14 protein-coding genes are annotated in these 19,464 nt (G+C 44.2%); all 14 read right to left on the bottom strand.

Annotation, left to right across the window (positions count from 1 at the left end):
* Positions 1 to 537 precede the first annotated feature (537 nt).
* The 14 genes from Q0577_RS15795 to Q0577_RS15730 all read right to left on the bottom strand — a co-directional run bounded on the left by Q0577_RS15795 (position 538) and on the right by Q0577_RS15730 (position 19,432).
* On the bottom strand, positions 538 to 822 hold the full coding sequence (locus tag Q0577_RS15795; protein ID WP_298737888.1) for a hypothetical protein: 285 nt from the start codon (positions 820 to 822) through the stop codon (positions 538 to 540).
* Positions 823 to 1,055: 233 nt separating this feature from the next.
* Positions 1,056 to 1,832: a hypothetical protein gene (locus Q0577_RS15790; protein ID WP_298737886.1), complete on the bottom strand. Its 777-nt coding sequence runs from the start codon at positions 1,830 to 1,832 to the stop codon at positions 1,056 to 1,058.
* A 12-nt stretch (positions 1,833 to 1,844) separates the two neighbouring features.
* Positions 1,845 to 6,317: a DUF6443 domain-containing protein gene (locus Q0577_RS15785; RefSeq protein WP_298737885.1), complete on the bottom strand. Its 4,473-nt coding sequence runs from the start codon at positions 6,315 to 6,317 to the stop codon at positions 1,845 to 1,847.
* A gap of 28 nt (positions 6,318 to 6,345) precedes the next feature.
* Positions 6,346 to 9,798 (bottom strand): hypothetical protein, encoded by a 3,453-nt coding sequence (locus Q0577_RS15780; RefSeq protein WP_298737884.1) that lies wholly within the window; start codon positions 9,796 to 9,798, stop codon positions 6,346 to 6,348.
* A 30-nt stretch (positions 9,799 to 9,828) separates the two neighbouring features.
* Positions 9,829 to 11,025, bottom strand: a complete 1,197-nt coding sequence (locus Q0577_RS15775; protein WP_298737882.1) for a hypothetical protein — start codon at positions 11,023 to 11,025, stop codon at positions 9,829 to 9,831.
* A gap of 29 nt (positions 11,026 to 11,054) precedes the next feature.
* Positions 11,055 to 12,254 carry a hypothetical protein gene (locus Q0577_RS15770; protein WP_298737880.1) on the bottom strand — a complete coding sequence of 400 codons (1,200 nt, stop codon included), beginning with the start codon at positions 12,252 to 12,254 and terminating at the stop codon, positions 11,055 to 11,057.
* A gap of 89 nt (positions 12,255 to 12,343) precedes the next feature.
* Positions 12,344 to 13,801, bottom strand: coding sequence for a hypothetical protein (locus Q0577_RS15765; RefSeq protein WP_298737877.1), 1,458 nt, complete (start codon positions 13,799 to 13,801; stop codon positions 12,344 to 12,346).
* A gap of 503 nt (positions 13,802 to 14,304) precedes the next feature.
* A complete protein-coding gene (locus tag Q0577_RS15760; protein ID WP_298737874.1) occupies positions 14,305 to 14,715 on the bottom strand; it encodes a hypothetical protein in 411 nt (136 codons plus the stop codon).
* Positions 14,716 to 14,750: 35 nt separating this feature from the next.
* The gene (locus Q0577_RS15755; RefSeq protein ID WP_298737872.1) at positions 14,751 to 15,803 is read right to left on the bottom strand and encodes a relaxase/mobilization nuclease domain-containing protein; all 1,053 of its coding nucleotides are present in this window, start codon (positions 15,801 to 15,803) and stop codon (positions 14,751 to 14,753) included.
* Complete coding sequence (locus tag Q0577_RS15750) at positions 15,800 to 16,183, bottom strand: mobilization protein (RefSeq protein WP_298737870.1); 384 nt, start codon at positions 16,181 to 16,183, stop codon at positions 15,800 to 15,802. The genes Q0577_RS15755 and Q0577_RS15750 overlap by 4 nt, the downstream gene beginning before the upstream one ends.
* Before the next feature lie 648 nt (positions 16,184 to 16,831).
* Positions 16,832 to 16,969 carry a hypothetical protein gene (locus tag Q0577_RS15745; protein ID WP_298737868.1) on the bottom strand — a complete coding sequence of 46 codons (138 nt, stop codon included), beginning with the start codon at positions 16,967 to 16,969 and terminating at the stop codon, positions 16,832 to 16,834.
* 28 nt (positions 16,970 to 16,997) lie between these two features.
* Positions 16,998 to 18,002: a toprim domain-containing protein gene (locus Q0577_RS15740; RefSeq protein ID WP_298737848.1), complete on the bottom strand. Its 1,005-nt coding sequence runs from the start codon at positions 18,000 to 18,002 to the stop codon at positions 16,998 to 17,000.
* Between the two features lie 54 nt (positions 18,003 to 18,056).
* The gene (locus tag Q0577_RS15735; protein ID WP_298737845.1) at positions 18,057 to 18,395 is read right to left on the bottom strand and encodes a helix-turn-helix domain-containing protein; all 339 of its coding nucleotides are present in this window, start codon (positions 18,393 to 18,395) and stop codon (positions 18,057 to 18,059) included.
* A 284-nt stretch (positions 18,396 to 18,679) separates the two neighbouring features.
* On the bottom strand, positions 18,680 to 19,432 hold the full coding sequence (locus Q0577_RS15730; RefSeq protein WP_298737843.1) for a hypothetical protein: 753 nt from the start codon (positions 19,430 to 19,432) through the stop codon (positions 18,680 to 18,682).
* Positions 19,433 to 19,464 lie beyond the last annotated feature (32 nt).

Here is a 19,464-nt window from a genome sequence, read left to right as displayed (position 1 = left end):
CAAAAGTAACACCTACCTCAACAAAATCATAGGTGCTGTCTACCGCGACCTTACCGGAAACCCGCTTTTTTTTCAATAAGTTCCTTATAACACAAAGTAAAGCCTCTCAGGTATATTCCTGAGAGGCCTCAATGTAGAATCGGACAGCAGTATGTCGTTATCTGGATGGACTACTATCCATTTTCCGCTCCCTATTCTTAACCCACTTGAGCAGGCCACTGGCCTTCATTTTAATTCCCTCCAAATCGAACTGTAACTTAAGGGTTACTGTAGTTTTTGTCCCAGGAAGCGGTGCAACTTGTTTCATGCTTGCATTTTTTTTTTTTGTTCAGTTTAAGAGAATAAAACAATTGATTCAAATGCAATCCCCGCAATATATCACCTAGCAAATTAAGTTTGGCAAATACTATGTTAACAGCTTTGCTAATCAAATGTTAACCGGAATGCCTGCTCGCTTTCTTTTCCATTCCTTCAGCTGCACATTTTTTGCAAAGCGCAGGTTTGCTTTCCTTCATAGGATTGTATCCAATGCCGATTTTACACTTGATGATGCAGTAACCGTCCCGGGCTCTCGCACATCTTTTCGAACCTGACCAAAATCTGTCTGCGAGAATGTACCCCTTTCTCGCTTTCGGTGCCCATCCTGAAACCAATAGCCGCGCCAGCAATTGCACCGAGAACACCAAAAACTGGTATTTGTACGGCTTCCCTGGCTGCCTGCTCCGACTTCTTTGTGACAGCTACGCCGAACACAGCCCCGAAGAACATGCCGAACAAACCGCCAATGATGATCCCAACTATTGTGTAGAATATTAGTTTCATAGGTTTTTGCTCGTCAATTTAGGTATTAATGCTCAACCCAGAATAACACCCCCCTGTAATTTTGTTGAAAATTGTTGACCCGGTGGCATTAAAGGCAAAACATAAGTTTTTCGTCAAGTGGATGGCTAAAACAGGCGACCACATATACTAAGCAAAAACGTTATGTAAAACAAACTCGTAAGCCACAAGCTATCACGCTTTCGACTTACGAATTTGAGATACTGCTGCTATTCTTAGTTTAATGAACTAGTCAACATTGCGGCAATTGCTGGATTTAAAGACGCTATGTAATCCTTTAGAGTCTTATCCTTATCAGCATCAGCTTTCATTGCTTCGAAAAGTGGGGCTTTGTTTTCGTCCACGCTTTTATTAACGAACTTTAAGCTGCATGTGTCAGCAGATACATGAATTTCAATTTCAGATCTTTTGCCTGTCAATATGAACTCATCCAGACCTTTCCATTTTCCAGTGGAAAAAAGCCGATCAATGTAATAGTCGCTTGGTATTCCTTTGTAAATTAATAACTTGCATTTTGGGACTCTCTTTTCTTCAATCAATATGTAAATTTCAAACTTATCCATTTGAGGATGCACCAATACATTAGCAATAAGATCATCTTTCTTTTTGTTAACAAAGCTTTTATAAATAATCTCGAATTCAAACCGTTGTAGCTGAATCCTTTCCTTTATTGATTGAAGTTTACTTATTTCTATCCTTTTATCTTTATCAGCCAATCTAAGTAGAGCATTTTGCATAATATCTAAGAATACGGTCTGTTTTTCTAAATTAGACTTTTGAGCAAAGTTCTTATCCAACGTATATCTTATATTGATATACACTTCCTTCCCACGCCGAATTATCACCTCTTCTAAATCATTCCCAATGTGATTTATATGTATATATTTATAAAAATCCATATCCATTTCTCTCAATAGAAACGCATATATATAGGAAAGGGCTTCCGTATTCGCGCCTATCGCATTTTCAATTACAGAATCAAGTCTAACCATCTGAAAGTTACTTTAAGGTCTAATTTGCATTCTTGGTCTTACACCCCAAGTTAATATATGTTGCTCAACTGCTCCCTCTTCCGCTCCTAAAGCAGACCATCGGTCGGGTGTAAACAACAGCGGTCTCCAATTTACAGAAGCTCCATATATAGCCTGAAATACCGGCAACTGTTTCTCCGGTCTGTCATATCCAGTTGAATACATATCAGCAATTCCGTATTTAAGTGTAGGTGTCTTGCCATCACTTGGTCTAAAGAAAAATTCGTAAACAAGATGAGGATTCGTGTTATCCTTTCTATTGCCGTGTTTGGTGAAAGGAATTGAAATGGGCAATGCAGGTGATGGATAACGTCGAATCTCTTTCAATCCCCATCTAATCAAAAGATCATGAAGCTCTCCAGACACAACTTGGTATAAGTACTTCGCACCTTCTACATCTGCATTCAATTTATCTCTTAAGTCATTACCAGCGGCATTCCAATCACCCAAGCTAGGAAAACGATATAAACCTGTTGTCGCACTTGCTCCGGCTAATCCTGCGCCTTCTCCTAGTAAGGGAAAGAGAGCAGGAGCGAAAGCTGTTTTGTCATTGTTTTTATTCTTGCCCTTGTTTTTATCTTTATTCTTATCATTTTCCCCGTCATTAATATTAAATGTGCCATTCTGAAGTGAACTTAAAAGTTGATCAAATCCCGCGTCTCCCGGTTTATAGGTGCCTTCCCATAACCCTGTTGGATCGTTGTTCAGTACTGGGTTATCAAATCCAAACCTATAGCCGGTCCAATCATGAGCTAACTCAGTTACAGGATCAGTACTAAAAAAGCGGCCTATCTGCTGATCATACATTCTAGCATTAAAATCATACAATTCTAATCCGCTGCCATCCATGAACTCTTTATTCTGCAGCTCATTACCATTATATTTCAACCTATTCTCGGAGTAATTCATGCCTTTCAGAGCATTCGAACTAATCCCAGCCATTGCGAGCCCATACGGATAATAATGCGTCTCCTCAAGCAGAGGCCCACTTACCGCCGCTACTGTAACATTATCAAAGAGCACGTCCTGTTCCGTTTCATTGCTCGTATACACATACAGGAAACCGCTTTTCGTGATCGGCATCTTATCCACTGTCAACGTCTGCAGCTCATCCGGTTCGCCTTTCACCTGCCTAACCCCACTGTTCTCTTCCACTAAGTTAAACTGATCGTCAAACAATACAAAATTCAGATATGCCTTTGGTTTATCCAACTGGTTCTGGTCCGGGTCCTTCTCCTTCAACCGCTGGTAATCATTGCTATTGAAGTTCCCAAAGGGAGATGCCTGGTTCACCTCTCCATTTCCATGAGGACTATTAGCCCTAGATTCCCCACTGAATGCCTGCAGCAAACTTGCCACCATATCTTCCGGGGTAACAGATTGATTATCCTTTGGTCCGGTAGATTTATAAAATGCCCTGGCGCCTATCTGTATGGTATCGCCTGCCATTACCTTCAGTACCAGCGAAGGTCCTATCTTCTTCCCTCCATTTTTGGGATTCAGCTTAGCTACATACAAGTTGCTATCAACCATGTCATCCTGCGGATACCCCACTGGCTTCTCTACCCTCGTCTCTTCCACATTGCTAAACAAAGCCGTTTCCGTTGCTGCATTGGATGCCTCCATGGTGGCCGTATACATACTAAGGTCTGTCTGCGTCGTCAACACCATGCGAACATTCCCCAGGTGGTCTTTTACAAAATAATCATAGTAGTACTTAACCGGCTGACCAGAGACATATACCGGGCGGATACGGCCTTCCTCATGGCCTATCAGCTCCATGGTATCATTCCGGTACACGAGCCCGCCAATATATTCTGTAGTAGTGATCTTTGCGGGAGAAATCGTGCTATCGGTAACGATTTTCCTTACTTTGTTACCGGTAGCATCATACTGATACCTGATAACACCTTTGCCGGTAATCACGATACTATCCGGTAGATTCAGGTGATTATAACGGATAACTGCGATGTTCTTATTTAGGTCCTTGATCAGGTTGCCACTGGAATCATAAGCATAATCAGCAGTTTCGTTGTTATTGATCTCCTTAAAATCACCCAGCTGGCTTGCGCTGTTGTTCTTCTTATCAGTAACAAAGGACAACTTGTTACTATTCGGCAGGTAACCATATTTCAGGCTGTCAATAGTTTGAATGGTAGTGCCATTCATGCCCTTTTGCCGCATGGACTGGATATTGCCGTTAGGGTCATAAACCAGTACATCCACGGAAAAATCTTGCTGTGTTCTATCCCAGGTTTTGGCAGTGGGCGTATTATTCTGGGTAAAATCTGCTACTGTCAGCCGGTTGGCATTGTCATAGGCATATCCGTGCGCTCTGCCTTTACCATCGCCGCGACTCTTCCATTTTGCGCCGGCGATATTGCCGTTTACCTGATTGGTCGTAAAGCCATAATCATAGCTCAGCTCCTGCCCAAACCAGTTGGCGGTGCTGTTAGCCGTTTTCACAAAATCCTTGTTGACGGCCTTCAGCCAGCCACGGATATTAAATTCATAGTTAAGTGTTTCCAGCTGGCTGGCACCATTTACATGTAAACGTTTGGTCCTTAGCTGCCCCAGTTCATCGTAAACATTTTTTGTGATAGTCCGCTGAGTACTGTCATTCAACTTCTTGATCACATCAGTCACCCTGCCTGCCGCATCGTACAATAGCTGGGTCATCACCCTGGTCTCGGGAGTAAGACCACTACGAATGTTAGTATGGCGTTGGAGAGTTCTAAGCAGTTTGCCGCTGAAATCATATATATTGCTCACCACATCCTTACCTCCGCTGATATTATTAGCAATTGTCTGTAAGACCCTGCCCTTATCCGTATAGTAAGTGGTCGTGGTCAGCCACTGATCGGTACCGAGCACCCGTACTTTGGTGCCGGTCACCAGGCCCCTGGTCATATTGCTTGTTGTGCCTATTATTTCAGCATAGGGACTACCAGAAAAGGTAGGGTTTATAAGGTCCCCGGTGACAGCATTATGCTTGCCGGTATAGCTATAATCATCATAAAAAGTATAGGTCAGCGGTGTGAGCGTGCTGGCGGCAATATTTGGTAAAGGGTTCACCGCCACAATGCTAAAAGTATCCTGATTGGCTGCAGCATCGATAAGTGCATCTGTTGTTCCATCTGATCCTGTATCAAAACCACCGTCAAACGTAATACTTCTCCGGGCGGTATACTTTGGACGGCCATCATAATAGGCAAACTCAAGGTCCGCCTGCTCTGGGATGGCATGAGTGATGGTCTGGGTATTGGAAACAGCTGTGTTCATCCTGGCCTGCAGTGTGTCACGGGTAGAGGCGGAGTTGTACAGGGCCGTCATGGTAGGCCGGTTCAGCCCATCATAGAAAGTCACCAGCCATTGTTTGTTGGCCGCGCTTCGCATGTTTCCATCACGGCTAAACACCAGCCTGTCCCGCAGGTCATATACTATTTCCGTGGAATCTGCCCCCGGCACCTTTTTCATGATCATGCGGTTACGGCTATCATAGCGATAAAAGAAACAGAGCTCACGGGCAGTAGTGGCATCCAGTACCCAGCTAGCTTTGACCAGCTCTACTGCTTTAGGTGGGATCACACAACGAAGGTTGCCCAAGTCGTCATACACATAATAGGTACAGAGCCAGCCGGTATGCCCGTTAGCAGCATTGTCGGTCAGTTCTACTTTTTTCAGAATCACCCGGTCCTCCTTGTCCTTAAACTCTGTAACACGTTTGCCCCGTTCATCTATGGTTACACTTTTAAATAGCTGGCCTGCCGCATAGGTACGGTTTGCTCCACTGATGGGAATAATACCGGTAGCTGGTATGTCCCAGATACGCACACTATCTGCAGCGGAGTTAACCAGGTATTGCTGTTCTACCGGCTTATTGCCTCCTTCTTTTGCCCAGGTATTACCCGAGCCGTAGGTTTTCAGCACCCGGTTCAGTGGAGAGGCCTCATACTCGTTTTGATTGTAATAGATCGTTTCCCCGGATGCGCCGGGATTTAAGGCGCTGTCCTGGTAAAAGGCTTTCTGGGCATTGAAAGGATCGGTTTTAAATTTACCGTCGTTTACATTCCCTGTCTTGGGCACGTAAGGCAGGTATTTATATTGCTCCCGGCCGTACGCGTCATATACCATGGGTACTACCAGGTCTTTGGCAGCGGGGGTAATAGCCTTGCTTACTGTTTGTAAAGGCCGACCAAGTCCGTCAAAATATTGAGTAGTCTGCTTAACTGCATTTACATCAGTAGAACCGGTAACAGCAGCCGGATCGGAAGTAGGCATACTTGGCTCCCAGGTACGGATGTAGTTAATGGTCGATCCAGTATAGGCAGGAGGCGGTGTAACAGCTGTTGCTGCGGGACGCACGCTATTGGTGTCAGGTTTATTCTGGGCGGGCAATGTGATTGCATAACCCGATAACAATGTGAGAATAAATAACTTCTGCATATTACTTCTTTTTCAACAGGGTTTGGGATTATTGGGTTACTGGCTTTTGATATTGATAGTCATGTTGCTTTAATATCCTGCCATCCTGATCTTTTACCCTCACCAGCCTGCCAAGCTTATCATATTCATAATAAGTGATCTTGCTGCTGGCGTCAACCTGGCTGGTCATCCCCGCCAGTGGAGTATAGGTATAGCTGACCATCTGTGCTCCCAGAGGATATAATCGTACTTCATCAATGACAGCAGTGCCGGAAATGGTAACCGTTGTTGTGCCGGTAACCACTTTCTCCGTATAGGTCCATCCGTTAATGGTGGCTCCCTGCTGGGTGGTGGAGACATTGCTCACATTGACCGTTCCCGTTTTTGCCCAGTACGACACAATATATTGCTGTCCGGATTGTAGCCCCGATCTCACAAGATTACCGGATCCAAGGTTATAGCTATTACTGCCCGTTATACCTGATGCGGTGATCCCTGCGGCATTGCCAAGGCTCCAGCTGCTGTGTGTATTGCCTTCAAAGCTGGTGAAAGCAATATCCGCTACATCCGCATTCGTACATTGCGCCACCGGTAAAGAAGCGTTGTGGTCCCATATATAGGACATCTTCGGTCCGTTGCCTTTGTATTGTACCAACAAATTACCCCTGGTATCATACTTGTCATGAAATATTCTCTTTTCCAGGAGGCCGCTTCCAAACTGAGCATCAATATTCGCTAACAGTGGCATATTGCTATTAAAAATGCCATAGTTGTTTTTCACGAGTGAAACTTGTTTCCCATTTCTGATCACCTTTTGCTGGATCAGTGCCGTTTTTATATTCAGGTCCTTCAATGCTTGCTTCGCCGCCAGCTCACTGGCCGTCAGACCGGTCACTGAATCGTTTGCATAAAACTTTTGTGTTTCCACGAGTTGACCCTCACTATCCTGCGTCTTTTCAGTAGTGGCGAGCTGGTGGAGGAGGTTGCCGTATGTAAGCGTATTCAGACTGCTCAGCGTTCCTGCGTTTGTGTCATAGGAAGTGACCCGCGTAGAATCAAGATGCACCCATCTTCTGTTCATATCATAGGTCATCAAACTTGCCGCCCGCATGTTAAATACAGAACCAACGCCTGTATTTATAAAGCAGAGAGAGGAACTAGGGTCTCTCCTACCAGCATAGAAGGTGGCGAACTGTTGAACACGAGGATCGATACCGTACCAGTTCTTTTCCTCCCGTACAACCTTGAGCGTACCTTCTGTCCGTACAAATGACCTTTCCGTGATTTTTAGCCCATTAGCATGAGAGAAGTTCGATAAAGGCGCCCCCGGGAAGGGCTGGCCCATGATTGGGTGACCACTCTGGTCGAAGAATACATTGAACTCCCGCTCTGTGCCGCCATTTTCCATGTTCTCACCTTCAGACTCCAACACGTAACTATAATAGATATGATTACCGGAGTAAGAACACAGGTCATAAAAGCTGGAGGAAGCCAATTGAACATAACTGCAGATCCTGGTAAGACACGATCCTTGCCCGTCACTAGGGCATTGTACCTGCTTTTCATACCTGTAAATGTTGGAAGGGGATGAGTTCACAGCTTCACCGGAGGAATATCTTCCATCCCTGCTGTAGGAATAACGTTTTACCTGCCCCTTGCCACTAAGCGGATCATAAGTAGTGATCTTGCTTACTCTTACTCCGGGAATTGGCTTGTTGGATGATGTATCCAATAGTGCATAGTTCAAAGATGCATATCCGCGTGCAGGACCATAAACAGTTACCGCCAGTACATAGGTGCCTTGCTGGGTTATAGTAAAGCTTTGATGCTCATCGCCTCCAACAGACCAGCCTCCCACGCCGCATGGCTCCCCCGCACCATCAAGCAGGCAAGCCGTGGTGCGATAATAGGTAGCAGGATAGTCAGGAGTGATGATCACATTGCCTACATTTAAATTGAGCACCTGGGTACAGGGTACCCTAAATGGCGCTGAATAGTAGGTCCTGGTTTGCTTAAACTCAGAAGTACCTTCCACATATACGCGTTCGGATTGTTCTTCATGGCATTGTACAGCGGTATTTTTGATCGAGTGTCCTTCAAACTCGATCAAGTCATATCCTCCTCCCGGAAAGGTGATCTTTTTCAGCGTGCCAATTTTGCTGAAGGCAGGGTCCGGGTTCCGGTTTCCAAAACTTTGATTAGGGAAATAGCTCAGTACTGTAGCGTCTGTTGGTTTTGCAATCAATGAGCCATTCGATTTACCATTGTAGAATCCCATATAATCCTGTGAATGGGAAGTACGGGCCGGAAGACTGTTGATGTTATCATATTCGAAACGATATATTCTTGCCGTACTCGACAGGGGTTCCATATTCAGTTCTTCTACGCTTCCAAGAAACATTCGTTTACCGATGTCTGCCCGATAAGTGGCCCCGGCAGAAGAATAAATATACCCCAGCTCATATGCTGTCCTGATCTTTTGCTGGTTTACCGGAACATCTGTGGCTGTTTTGGATACTATAGTATCCAATACTGTCACAGATGTCAGACAATAATCCCCCACGAGATCCTCCCTGGGGCTGTAACCTAGTAATACAGTGCCTAACGCATTACTGGTGATGATCGTGGGATACACACCATAATTACGCATCTGAATCTGGCATTCCTGGCTTGCGGGTATACTGGGGCAATTAACAGTACCAGAACATTGATTCGGAGAGGGGGTGTTGGCGGTAGCGACCTGCGAAGTAGATGAATAGTATGAGTAATCACAGGTGCCATACTTAATATAAATAATATCTCCTTTAGGATGGCTAACTTGCGTAAGGTACCAGGCGTTTTTAATAGGTGTACGGCTAAACGCTCCCTTAGCACAGCTGCTGGTCGATACAGAAGATTCCACCTGGTTGAATTCATATTTTGCTCCATCCGGCGTAGTAATGGTAAAACCACTGGCAATACTTCCCTCTATTACAAGGTTGTTGTCATCCAGTTTCATGATCTGGCTGCCATCGATGATGAACTTACCGCTGTAATTACCAAATGAAAAAGTAAAAATATCCGGCTGGGTATCATATCCTTCGCTGCCGGCCTTTTCGACAAATGATTGCCACTGTGCAGCGTATGCATCTGTTTGTTCCGGGGGCGGACGTAAAAAGGTGCTGCTACCGTCAGGCTCTCCCAATACCATTCTTGATACCACGCCGCCGGCGCTCAGGTTCCACCCAAGCCCTACCCTGGAGGCCACTTGTGTAACCCGGGTTCCATTAGTACTATAGGTTAGGCTAATAGGAATGGAGAGATTGTTTGTTTTATACTCATATAACGGGATACTGTACCCGGCGGCTCCATCAGCATAATTAACGCTGGCAGTGGCAAACTTACCCAAACCCGCAGCAGTAGGAGATGGGGGAAACACATTATCCAGGTCCAATGCCTGTGCGTTAACGTCATTAACGGCAAACGCCAACACTGTCAGGATACTTAATAAATATTTCTTCATAGATGGGGTGTTAAGTATTATCAACTATTTTCAGCGCTTGCCTTTACCACGCTTAGTAAAGGCCTCATTTTGCTCCCGTAAAAGGTTTATCTGTTCCTGCTGAGACTTTAGTTGTTTTTGTTGATCAATCACGTATAGGGTTAATTCTTCTATTTTCTGCAACAGTTTCTTATTCATTTCTCCCAAGTCCAGTCCATCTTTTTCTACTTCGGTAGCCGCAGGAATATCTGGAAGATGCCCATTATGGATAATATATTTTTCAACCTGCTGTAGAGAAGGAAGCAGGTAATCCTGCCGAAACACAAAATCAGGCCAGCCTGTCTGGATCACCTTAACCCTTTTCGAAAAGATATCCCCGTTTACGGCCAGTTTAGCCTGGGGTGACAGCGTGCCAATCCCCACGTTTCCATCGCCTCTTACATATAATAAGCTTTTCGTGCCACCTGCCTTTCCCCTTCCCATTGAATCCACGTTAGACACTACGTGAAAAGCATAGTAAGATGAAGTGTCATCTGATATACCTACAGCTGCCCCATAACGATCTCCCCATAACAAGGCCGCCGCTACGCCTGTATTGTTGTATGCAGCACTGTGAAATGCAAATGTTGGGTTGGTAACTCCAATACCAACTTTGCCTGCAAAATAATTGTTAGCGGAGCCGTTGAAGTAAGCAGTATTGGCATATGACATGCCATATATATTCACTGTGGGGTCGAGACTTGTTTTATACGAATGATCAATGCTGGATGTCGTACCTATCAATTCCTTGTAAGGCAATGGGTTTTGCACTCCATCGTACACTAACGGATTAACTGCGTAGTTCGATCTGTAAGTATAGGTGGTATTTCCTCTGAGCCAGATTATGATTCTGTAACTGCCGTTAGCGGCAGTGCCATCTTTCCAGCCACTTATCATTTTACTATTAGCGCCCGTAAATTGACGAATGTCAGCATCGATAAAGTTAGATCCATGCCCCCAATTTGTAACATGATACCGGAAGCTTGCGATTAACGAGCCCCTATTGGAGGCATCCTGGTGGACATCAGAGCGTCCTATCTGTAGTTCGGTGGCAGCTAGATTTGCCCATCCACCATCAAAGAAAGTAACCGGATAGAACTTGTCGAGGTCTCCATTAACGAAAAAATTTCCAGATTGTTGAGCAATAGCTGTAGAAATAACTGAAAGTAGTAATAACCCAGTCAGTAAAGTTCTTATTAATTTTTTCATTGGCATTATTTTATACCTTGTAAATAATTTCATCTTCTATATGTTATATTTTCCTTCTCTTCCTTCAATGCCTTCACCTCTTGGTGGAGCGACAAAATCGACTTCTGCTGCTCAATGATGTACAAAGTCAGCTCCTCCACCTTCTGCAACAACCGCTTATTCATCTCTCCCAGATCCAATCCCTCTTTTTCCACCTCTGCGGCCGAAGGAACATCAGGCAGATGATTGTTGTCTTTCACATACTTTTCCACCTCCTGTAATGGCAGAAGCTTGTAATCCTTACTAAAAACATAGTCCGGCCAACCGCTAAACGGTTTTACTTTCACCCTGGTAAAAATGGCTTCGCCGTTCACCGCTAGTTTATAGCCCGTAATAGCTGTAGTGCCAATTCCAACGTTGCCGTCGCCTGCAATAGTAATCCGGGGAATGCCCTGGGTAAAGAACTTCATGCCTCCATAAGCTGCTGCCCATAATGTTGGCCCATTTTGATTCCAGCTGTCCATAATCCATTGCATGCCGTAATGAACCTGCGTTTTACCGTCATATGCGAATTTGTCTGTCAAGGCCGTTCCGAATTGTGCCCCCTGTGGTATCTGGATGTTACCATCCGCTGTTATGCGCATACGTTCTTCCGGCGACACTTTATTGGTCCCGGTAGTAAGAAAGCGCATAAAACTTGGTTGTGAAACACCGTCGGTCCAGGCAGCCTCACTAAATGCTTCTATTTGGGCGCCGGTTCTCAGTGTAGTACCCGAGGGGTTAGTTCCTATTAGTAAGCCACCCAAACGCTGGTTGACAGCAGTAGGAGTACCGCTGTTATAAAGTCGCAAGAAGGCTCCGCTTCCTGCTGAAAGTCCATATGTACTCTGGGCAATAACGCCACCCGCGCCGGCTGGAGTCGCTACATGCAAGGAACCCAAAGGATTAATTGTACCAATACCTACATTTCCTGTATTCAGCACATTAATGACTCCTGTACCAGGTGTAACTCCACCTATCTTCAGCAGGGACCCGCCTTGTTGGATATAAAAACGGCTATTGCTGCCAGATTGGAGGGAGATAGCGGCCGAGTCATCTGCAGCGCCATAAACACTGAGTTTAACAACAGGAGTAGTGGTGCCAATACCGACATTGCCCGTGCTTTCCAACCTGTTGTTTTGAGCCGATGATGTAAAAGGGTGAGCTATTGCTGCGGCAAGTAATAGGAAGGGACAAAAAAATCTGTACATAATGGTATAGGTTTTATTTAGCATTGATTGAATAAGCGTTTACAAAAGTATTTGCGGTGTGCGCATGCTATCTGCGCTTGCCTTGGATCCTAGAAATTATATCCCAATCTGAGTTTAATCGGATCTGTCCGTGGCACATGCTGATTATACAGAAAATCATACAGCAGGATAATATTACCTTTCAGCTTACTGCTTACTTTGTACTTCTTGCTGATGCCTATCAGCGCACTCCCTTGCCAGTTATTAATATTCCTTAACTGTTCCGCATTCGTAAATGCAGCATTATAGTTCTCTTCAAAACCGCCATTGATATAGAAAGAACCTTTCAACTTCCAATCCAGGAAAGAACGCAGGCCCAGGCCCTGGTGAGAGAACCGGATATTATTAAATCCGGTGCCCAGGCCAAGCTTATAAGCCGCGCCTACTCCGGCGCTACCATTTTTGTGAAACTTATAAGCTACCTGTCCGGCAATATCACTGGTAGTAGGGAAATACTGCGTGGAACGTGCAAACTGCATATTGCAGCCAAACTCCAGCCTTTGCAGAAAGCTTTTAGTCTTCATCTCATTCGGCTTAAAGCCGGGCATATCCGCTGCATTATCCACATCCGGGAATTTATCTTTCAGCTCATTGAAACGTTCACGGGCCTGCGACATCTGCTGACTCACGGCTGCCTGGGCATTAGGGCCTCCTCCTCCCAACCGTTGCTGAATAAGCTGTTCTACCTGGGCACGGGTCTGCAGCCCTTCCAGGTTCGGTGCAGAACCGGCAGCAGAGAAATTAAATAAGCCAGCCAGCTGGGAGTTCTTTTGCAGGAAATCGTTGTAAGCCGGTACTTTTTTCAGCATCTCCAGCGCTTTGGCTTCTGCTTTCTTTTTATCCTTCAGCAGTTCTTTATATTCTTTGAGCTGCTGTCCGTAGTAGTAGGCTTCCTTATTGAACTTCTCCAGGTCTTTGGTGAAACCGGTATACTGCGCCAGCTGCTCTTTAAGCTGTTGCTTCCGTTCACGGATGTAGGCCTTGATCTGTTCGGCCTGTTGCAATTGCGCCTGTAACTGCTGTACACTTTGTAGGGAGCCGTTTACCTTCTCCTGCAGCACTTTGGACTGGCCTCCTAACGATTTTGAGTCTTTGAGAAAGGACAGGGAATTCTGCAGGGTATCCAGGTAACCGGTGTAGCCTGCATCCAGTTTGGAGGGATCATATTTACCGGCTTTTTGTTTTAACCTGGCCTGCAGGTTACCCATGGAGTCAATAGAGCGGGAAAAGACGTTCTTTGCCGCAACAGAATCTATCTTTGCCAGCCTCGCCTGCATCCTCTTTTCCTGGTGTGCCAGGCGTTCCAATGCTTGCTGCGAACGTTTATTAACCTTCTTCTCAAAGCGCTGAGATTTGCCGCTTACCTGGGAAAAGTATTTCTCCGGGAATTGCCATGATGCCTTGCCAATACTATCTGGCTGATTTCGTTCCAATGCAGGTAATTCCTGCGCATAGAAGTGCTGCCATTGCAATAGCAATGCCATCATAAGTAGATATGCTATACGCATACTCAGGGTATAAATGTTATTAAAAATTTAATCGTTGGAGACAGTTAACTTGTAGAGTGTATCACGCCGGGCATAAAACATACATTTGCAGTTTTGCACCTTCGTCTTGTTGGGATTTCCATCATGTGGTTCAAAAATCAGTCACTGTCTTGGGCCAACACAATTATGTACTCTTAAATTTTTCTATTCATCGATTAATTATTAGATATAGGAGAATGTTCTTTATTTCATAGCATTTTCAAACATACTGAAACAAAGAAAGAATATTTTTTTGAAATACAGGTAAAATATTTTTAAACAAATCAGCAAATCCGTACAAATACCTTTCAATAGAAGTACGTATTATTCCCATATTTGAATTTAATATATTTAATGTTTTTTATTTCATTAGTTGCTGCTACATGTGGCGGCATGACTACTTCATTCCTTATGGGAATAATAAATTTTCCATACTCGACGACATGCTCTTATACTGTCTTTTTTTTATTACATGTGCAGCGTTTTTAAACTAACCAGTGATCCATCATATGCTTTAACAGCAAATAGCAATAGGAAGCAATGATGATGTATAGTATCCAGCGAAGCACTACTGAATAATACTCTCTGGCATTATGTTCCGGAAAGAACAAGTATCGCTTGCTCTGCAAGATGTTTCTGGGTTGTTCGGCCACCATTTTTTTAACATCACGCATCCCTTGAGATACAATGGTCTGTATGGTTGCAGTATCCATAGCAGGGAAAGTAACTTGTAGATTTTCCAATTTCTTTTCAAAATCAGCTGTTTTTGCTTCCAGTAAAGAAATGGTATTTCTCAGATCATTGAACTGTTTTGCCATTTCTTTATACTGCTCAGTAAAATCATTCAGCACCAGAACCAGACTGTCCTTTTCTATATTTTCCATATTCATGTTCATACTTCGCTTCTTTTATTATTAAAGAAATGAGTTTGTCATCTCGGAGGTCTCCGTTTCTTTTTACGCTTAGCTTCTTTTACAAGTTCCGGATTAATAGATTGGTCCATATATTCCGGCTTCAATAAACCGTATAACAATTGATTAAGTTCCTGTGCTATGGTTTTTATTTCCTGCTGTAACGGGAATAGCGGTGATTTTTCCAGCTGCGCCTGCTGCCATGTTTGTAATAATAATTTTTGTGCTGGGGTACTGGCTCTGTATTCCGATTTTTGTTGCCGGCCGGCTGTTTCAAAAACCGCCTGTTTTGCCAGCTTAACGGCCAGTTCCCTTTTAAGGTAAAGGATCTGTTCAATTTTGGAGAGTGAGAATCCAACTTCACTACCTTTAATTTTTACCTTCTTATCATCAATAAAGGCAATCCCCCGACTTTTCAATACAGTGTAACCTAATTTTTGCATCAATTCTGCAAACTCCTGATAATTTTTTACCTGTTCCAAGGTCCGGCCAATATCATTTTTCAACCGTTCTTTTCGGGCATTATGATGAGGGATTAACCGTAACTCTTTGGGTAAAGAAGCACGAGGGCCTAGTACCTCCCTTAATTTATACTGCTTTTCAAGCCTACGACAAAGGGCCATCATCCGACGTTTACTGTAGCTGTCACTTGCAACTTTCCCATCAAAACCAACCCGGTTAGCTATAATATGGATATGCGGTTCCCGGGTATCTTTATGTAAAATGATCACGTATTGATTATTCTCCACTTCAAATTCCCTTACACACGCTTCTGCTATTTCTATGAGCTCGTCGCGGTTGACGGTATCTCCCGGAGCCAGCCGGATGGGAAAATGGAATACCGGTTTTTCTACCCGTTTACTTAATTGGGCAACCTCCCTGAACTGTGCAGCCAGTTCATATTTATCACCGAAGCATTTGTTGTAAACCAGTACTTCTGCCCGGTCTTTATGTTGTACCCCTTCCAGCTGGGATAACTGTTCTTTCTGTTCTTCGGTCAGTTCCCGTTTATCTTCCAGGTTATAACTGATGCAACCTAAAAAGGAACTTCCTGTAATCGGACGACCTATCATTGCAAATAATTTCTGATGAGGGTTACCAGATCCTTCAATTCTTTACATAGTATCAGCATGTCAACCCGATCCAGCAACGTTAAGACATGGGTTACACTGTTATGCTTTTTGGCAAGCTGATTCAGGTTAGCGGCGTTATGATTGAGCGTACCAGTAAGGGCCATTACTTCTTTAGGCAGCGTTTTTACCTTACTGCCAACTTGTCCGTTTAGCCCTAATTGCAGCAGGTATTCTGACACGGTAAAACCCGCTTTTTGAGCCTTTGCTTTAATGACCACCTTTTCATAGCTGGTACATTTAATAGGAATTCGCTGCCCTTTTTTAACCTCCTTCTTGGGGCGCCCTCCTTTGTTTCTTATTGGTTTATTCGCCTCCTCCATAGTCGTTCCCTCCTAATTTTTTGAATCCGCCGGGAAGCGGATGAAAAAAATCCGTCCCCGAATCCGCGGTAGCGGATGAGGGACCAGCGTTTTGGTGTACACCAAAACACTCCTTGCTCCTGAGCGTCTGAAAGACGGCTCTTCATCCGGGCAACCTATTTTACGGCGGATGCCCTTTTTTAGCTGTTTTTTTAGGCGTCATATACATGGTTTAGGCAGCGTACTTCTGCGCTTGTTTATTCATGTATTTATAGGCTTTTTATACTGATTTACTTGACGTGTTTTCAGTGATCAAATAAAACTAATAGCCTGCTAACAGATCTTCTTTTTTCAGAACATTTCCCGGGCCGGTTTATCAAAAAGCCGGAAAAATAATTGGTGGAAATATTGGCAGTAAGGCCAGTTTTTTTGCAGGGATTATTTTGATTAAAGCAGCGAATCCCTGTTAAAAACCTTTGGACTGTTCACGCCATATCTGCGAATATTGTCTTTTAAATCCAGCCACAAACGGATATTGTAGTCGGCAATCTCAAAGATTTCCTCCGGTGTCAAACTGTAAGGATTGATCATATAGGTAGCTGTTTTCCGCTGCAGCGACTCATTAGTCGGTTTGTTTTCTTGTGAAGCGGCAGCTTTAGCTTCCGCTTGTTACTCCATGCAGGAAAAGATATTAGGTGCATAACCTTCTCCTATTTGTAAACTCTTGCCAATGGCAATGCTGTTACCGAACAATTTTATTTGTTTACCGCTGTTTAATATCAGCGTTCTTCTTTTAAAATCTGTCATGATCGTACTTTTTGAATGAATAAATTTTTCAAATACGGCGTCCCTTCCCCCGGGAAACCTCAACATTTTTCATGATCTGCGTTAATTCCCTTGCTCTGTTGAGTGAATGCATTTCCCGTTGGATCTGGTGAAAATTTTGAATCAACCACTGGTTCAGATCTTTTTGCCCCTGGTAGAAAACACTATTGTCCTTGTACCGGGAGCTATATTTTAATGCCTGTGCCGTACACTTCATGCCGGCGGTATCCCGGTCCAGGTACAGGTTAATAGTATCATGTTTTTCCATCAACTGACGATTCTTTTCAAAATAGGACAGGGAATTTAATACCAGTAAATTAGTGGACGAGAGATCCTGGTTCTGATGAAGGACCAGCAAGGAAAGAAAATCGAAGAACCCTTCAAAAACGGCTACCTCCCGTGCTCCATTATCAAAAAAGGTGATACCCTTGGGAGAGCTGCCACCTTTAAAGTAAGGATTGCGTAGTTCGTACCCCCCGTCATTATTCGCAAAACCAATGGCATAATACTGTTTACCAGATAGTTCATACCGGACCTCCTGGCAATAAGCCTGCGCCAGCTCGACTGGTATTTTCCGCTGGTCTAAGTAATGGATCAACGCCGAAGAAGTGATGGCGCCCGCAGAAACAACACGTATTTTTTTCCTTTCATTGGAAGAGGACGGCGGGTTTATTGGCTCAGAGGCCTGCTTTTTGGTGGTGGATTGCTGGGGAGCTGGTGAGGAAACACGGTGAAAGGAAAAAGAAGTTTGCAGTATTTCCAGTAATTCAGGAATGGTGCAACCGTAGTATTCCATCCCAAAATCAATAATACTCCCTCCCCTACATAAGCCGTGATCGTACCATATGTTTCGCCTCCGGTCTACCGTAAAGGAAGGATCTTTGTCTTCCCGACCTGGAAGCGGTGACCGATACAAATAATTATTTCCGCTAACGCTCTTGGGTTTATGACCCAAAAAATCCAGATAATCTACGAAGTCTATTTCTTTGGCCTGGGCCAATGTCAGCTTCTGCATACTTAAAACTATTAGGCATATGATCAAAAATTCTGGTTGCAGGTCATTACTACCCTATTGCTCTGGGTTAAGCAACCGCTGAATATCCTGCCAAAGAAAATATACCCTTGAGCGGATCTTGTAGGGTTTTAGCTTGCCATGCTTCACCCAATCATAAATTGTTGGTCTGGTTATGTCAAACATTTTGCACACCTCTGCAATTTTATAGAGCGGTTTGTACTGCATACCGGGAGTTTGGTACACTGGAGGTGCTGCGGCGGACAGGGCTTTTTCAAACTGGTTAATCTCTTCCCGGATAATAAGCCGGACCCTCTGCCAGAACTGATCAGGTTCGTAGGGAAATAACATAGGAGTGGCGAGCTGAACGCTCTCATTCTTCACTGATTCTTTCATCACCTTTGATTTTATGGCTGCAATATAGCTTTGGAGGCAGGTGAGAAAAAGCTATGTATAGATAATGTTGTAAACAGGACTTATCTTTCACAGTATGGTTGCCCGTTACATGTAGATCACGGGCGATCAGGGTATAAAGGGGCATAAAAAAAAGAGGATGTATCAAAAATAAAAGAAGGGCCTGAGAATTGCTTAAACGACTACCTATCTCCATCAGGTACCCGAATAAAAAGAGGCTGCATCATACTTTTGATACAGCCTCTACTTACATTATGGTATAAAAGTTAATAACCTACTATTCTAACTTCCAAGTCCTTTAATAATAGCATCCCTGCCGTAAATCCCTGTTCCTCAAAAAACCGGTAGGCTTCATCAAACCGGTTGACAAGCTCAGTCCGTTTGCGGTCACTGAGGCTTTTGCGCCTGCCGTTGCCAGTAATTAATTCAAGGTTGGCGCGGATACTACCAGGATCTATCCCATAGAGTTGCATTAACAGCTGGGGAGTGTGGTCATTGCTCTTAGGATCGGGCATACCGGACGTTTTCGCCAATACATAATAAATAAGGGTAAGCGCAAAATTGGACAATTGCGCCTGCCTACATTTTTTTATTTCATCCTTTTGCTGTTCTGCCAACCTGGTAAGGGTGGTTATTTGCTGTTGGAAATGCTTTTGTTGCAGGGTCATTTTCTCTCGTAAGTGAGCAATAATCTGCTGTTGTTGCTCAGTGCGGTAGGCGTCGACAACCGACTCCAGCCTGGGCAGGAAATCCCGGATGAAACCCGGCCAGTAGTGGAAAAACAGGAGTACTCCAAATGCCAGTATTCCCACTATCAGGATCACCAGCAGGTGGGCAGGACCAATATCGCCGCTCGATAGCAAGGAAAATAGGACTGCGATGGTTAGCAGCAGTGCAAAATGTCCTGTCACATGGTTTAGCCAATAATTCGCGATCAGCCTTTGTCGTGTAGAGGTAACGCCCCAATGGGGAATCAGGTTTTGTTGCTTTTGATGGGGTAAGGTCGCGGTAGACAGCACCTATGATTTTGTTGAGGTAGGTGTTACTTTTG

It is taken from the genome of uncultured Chitinophaga sp. (assembly GCF_937898475.1).
Taxonomy (GTDB): Bacteria; Bacteroidota; Bacteroidia; order Chitinophagales; family Chitinophagaceae; genus Chitinophaga.
Note: the sequence above shows the minus strand (reverse complement) of the source record. Positions and strands in the feature narration are given on the sequence as shown.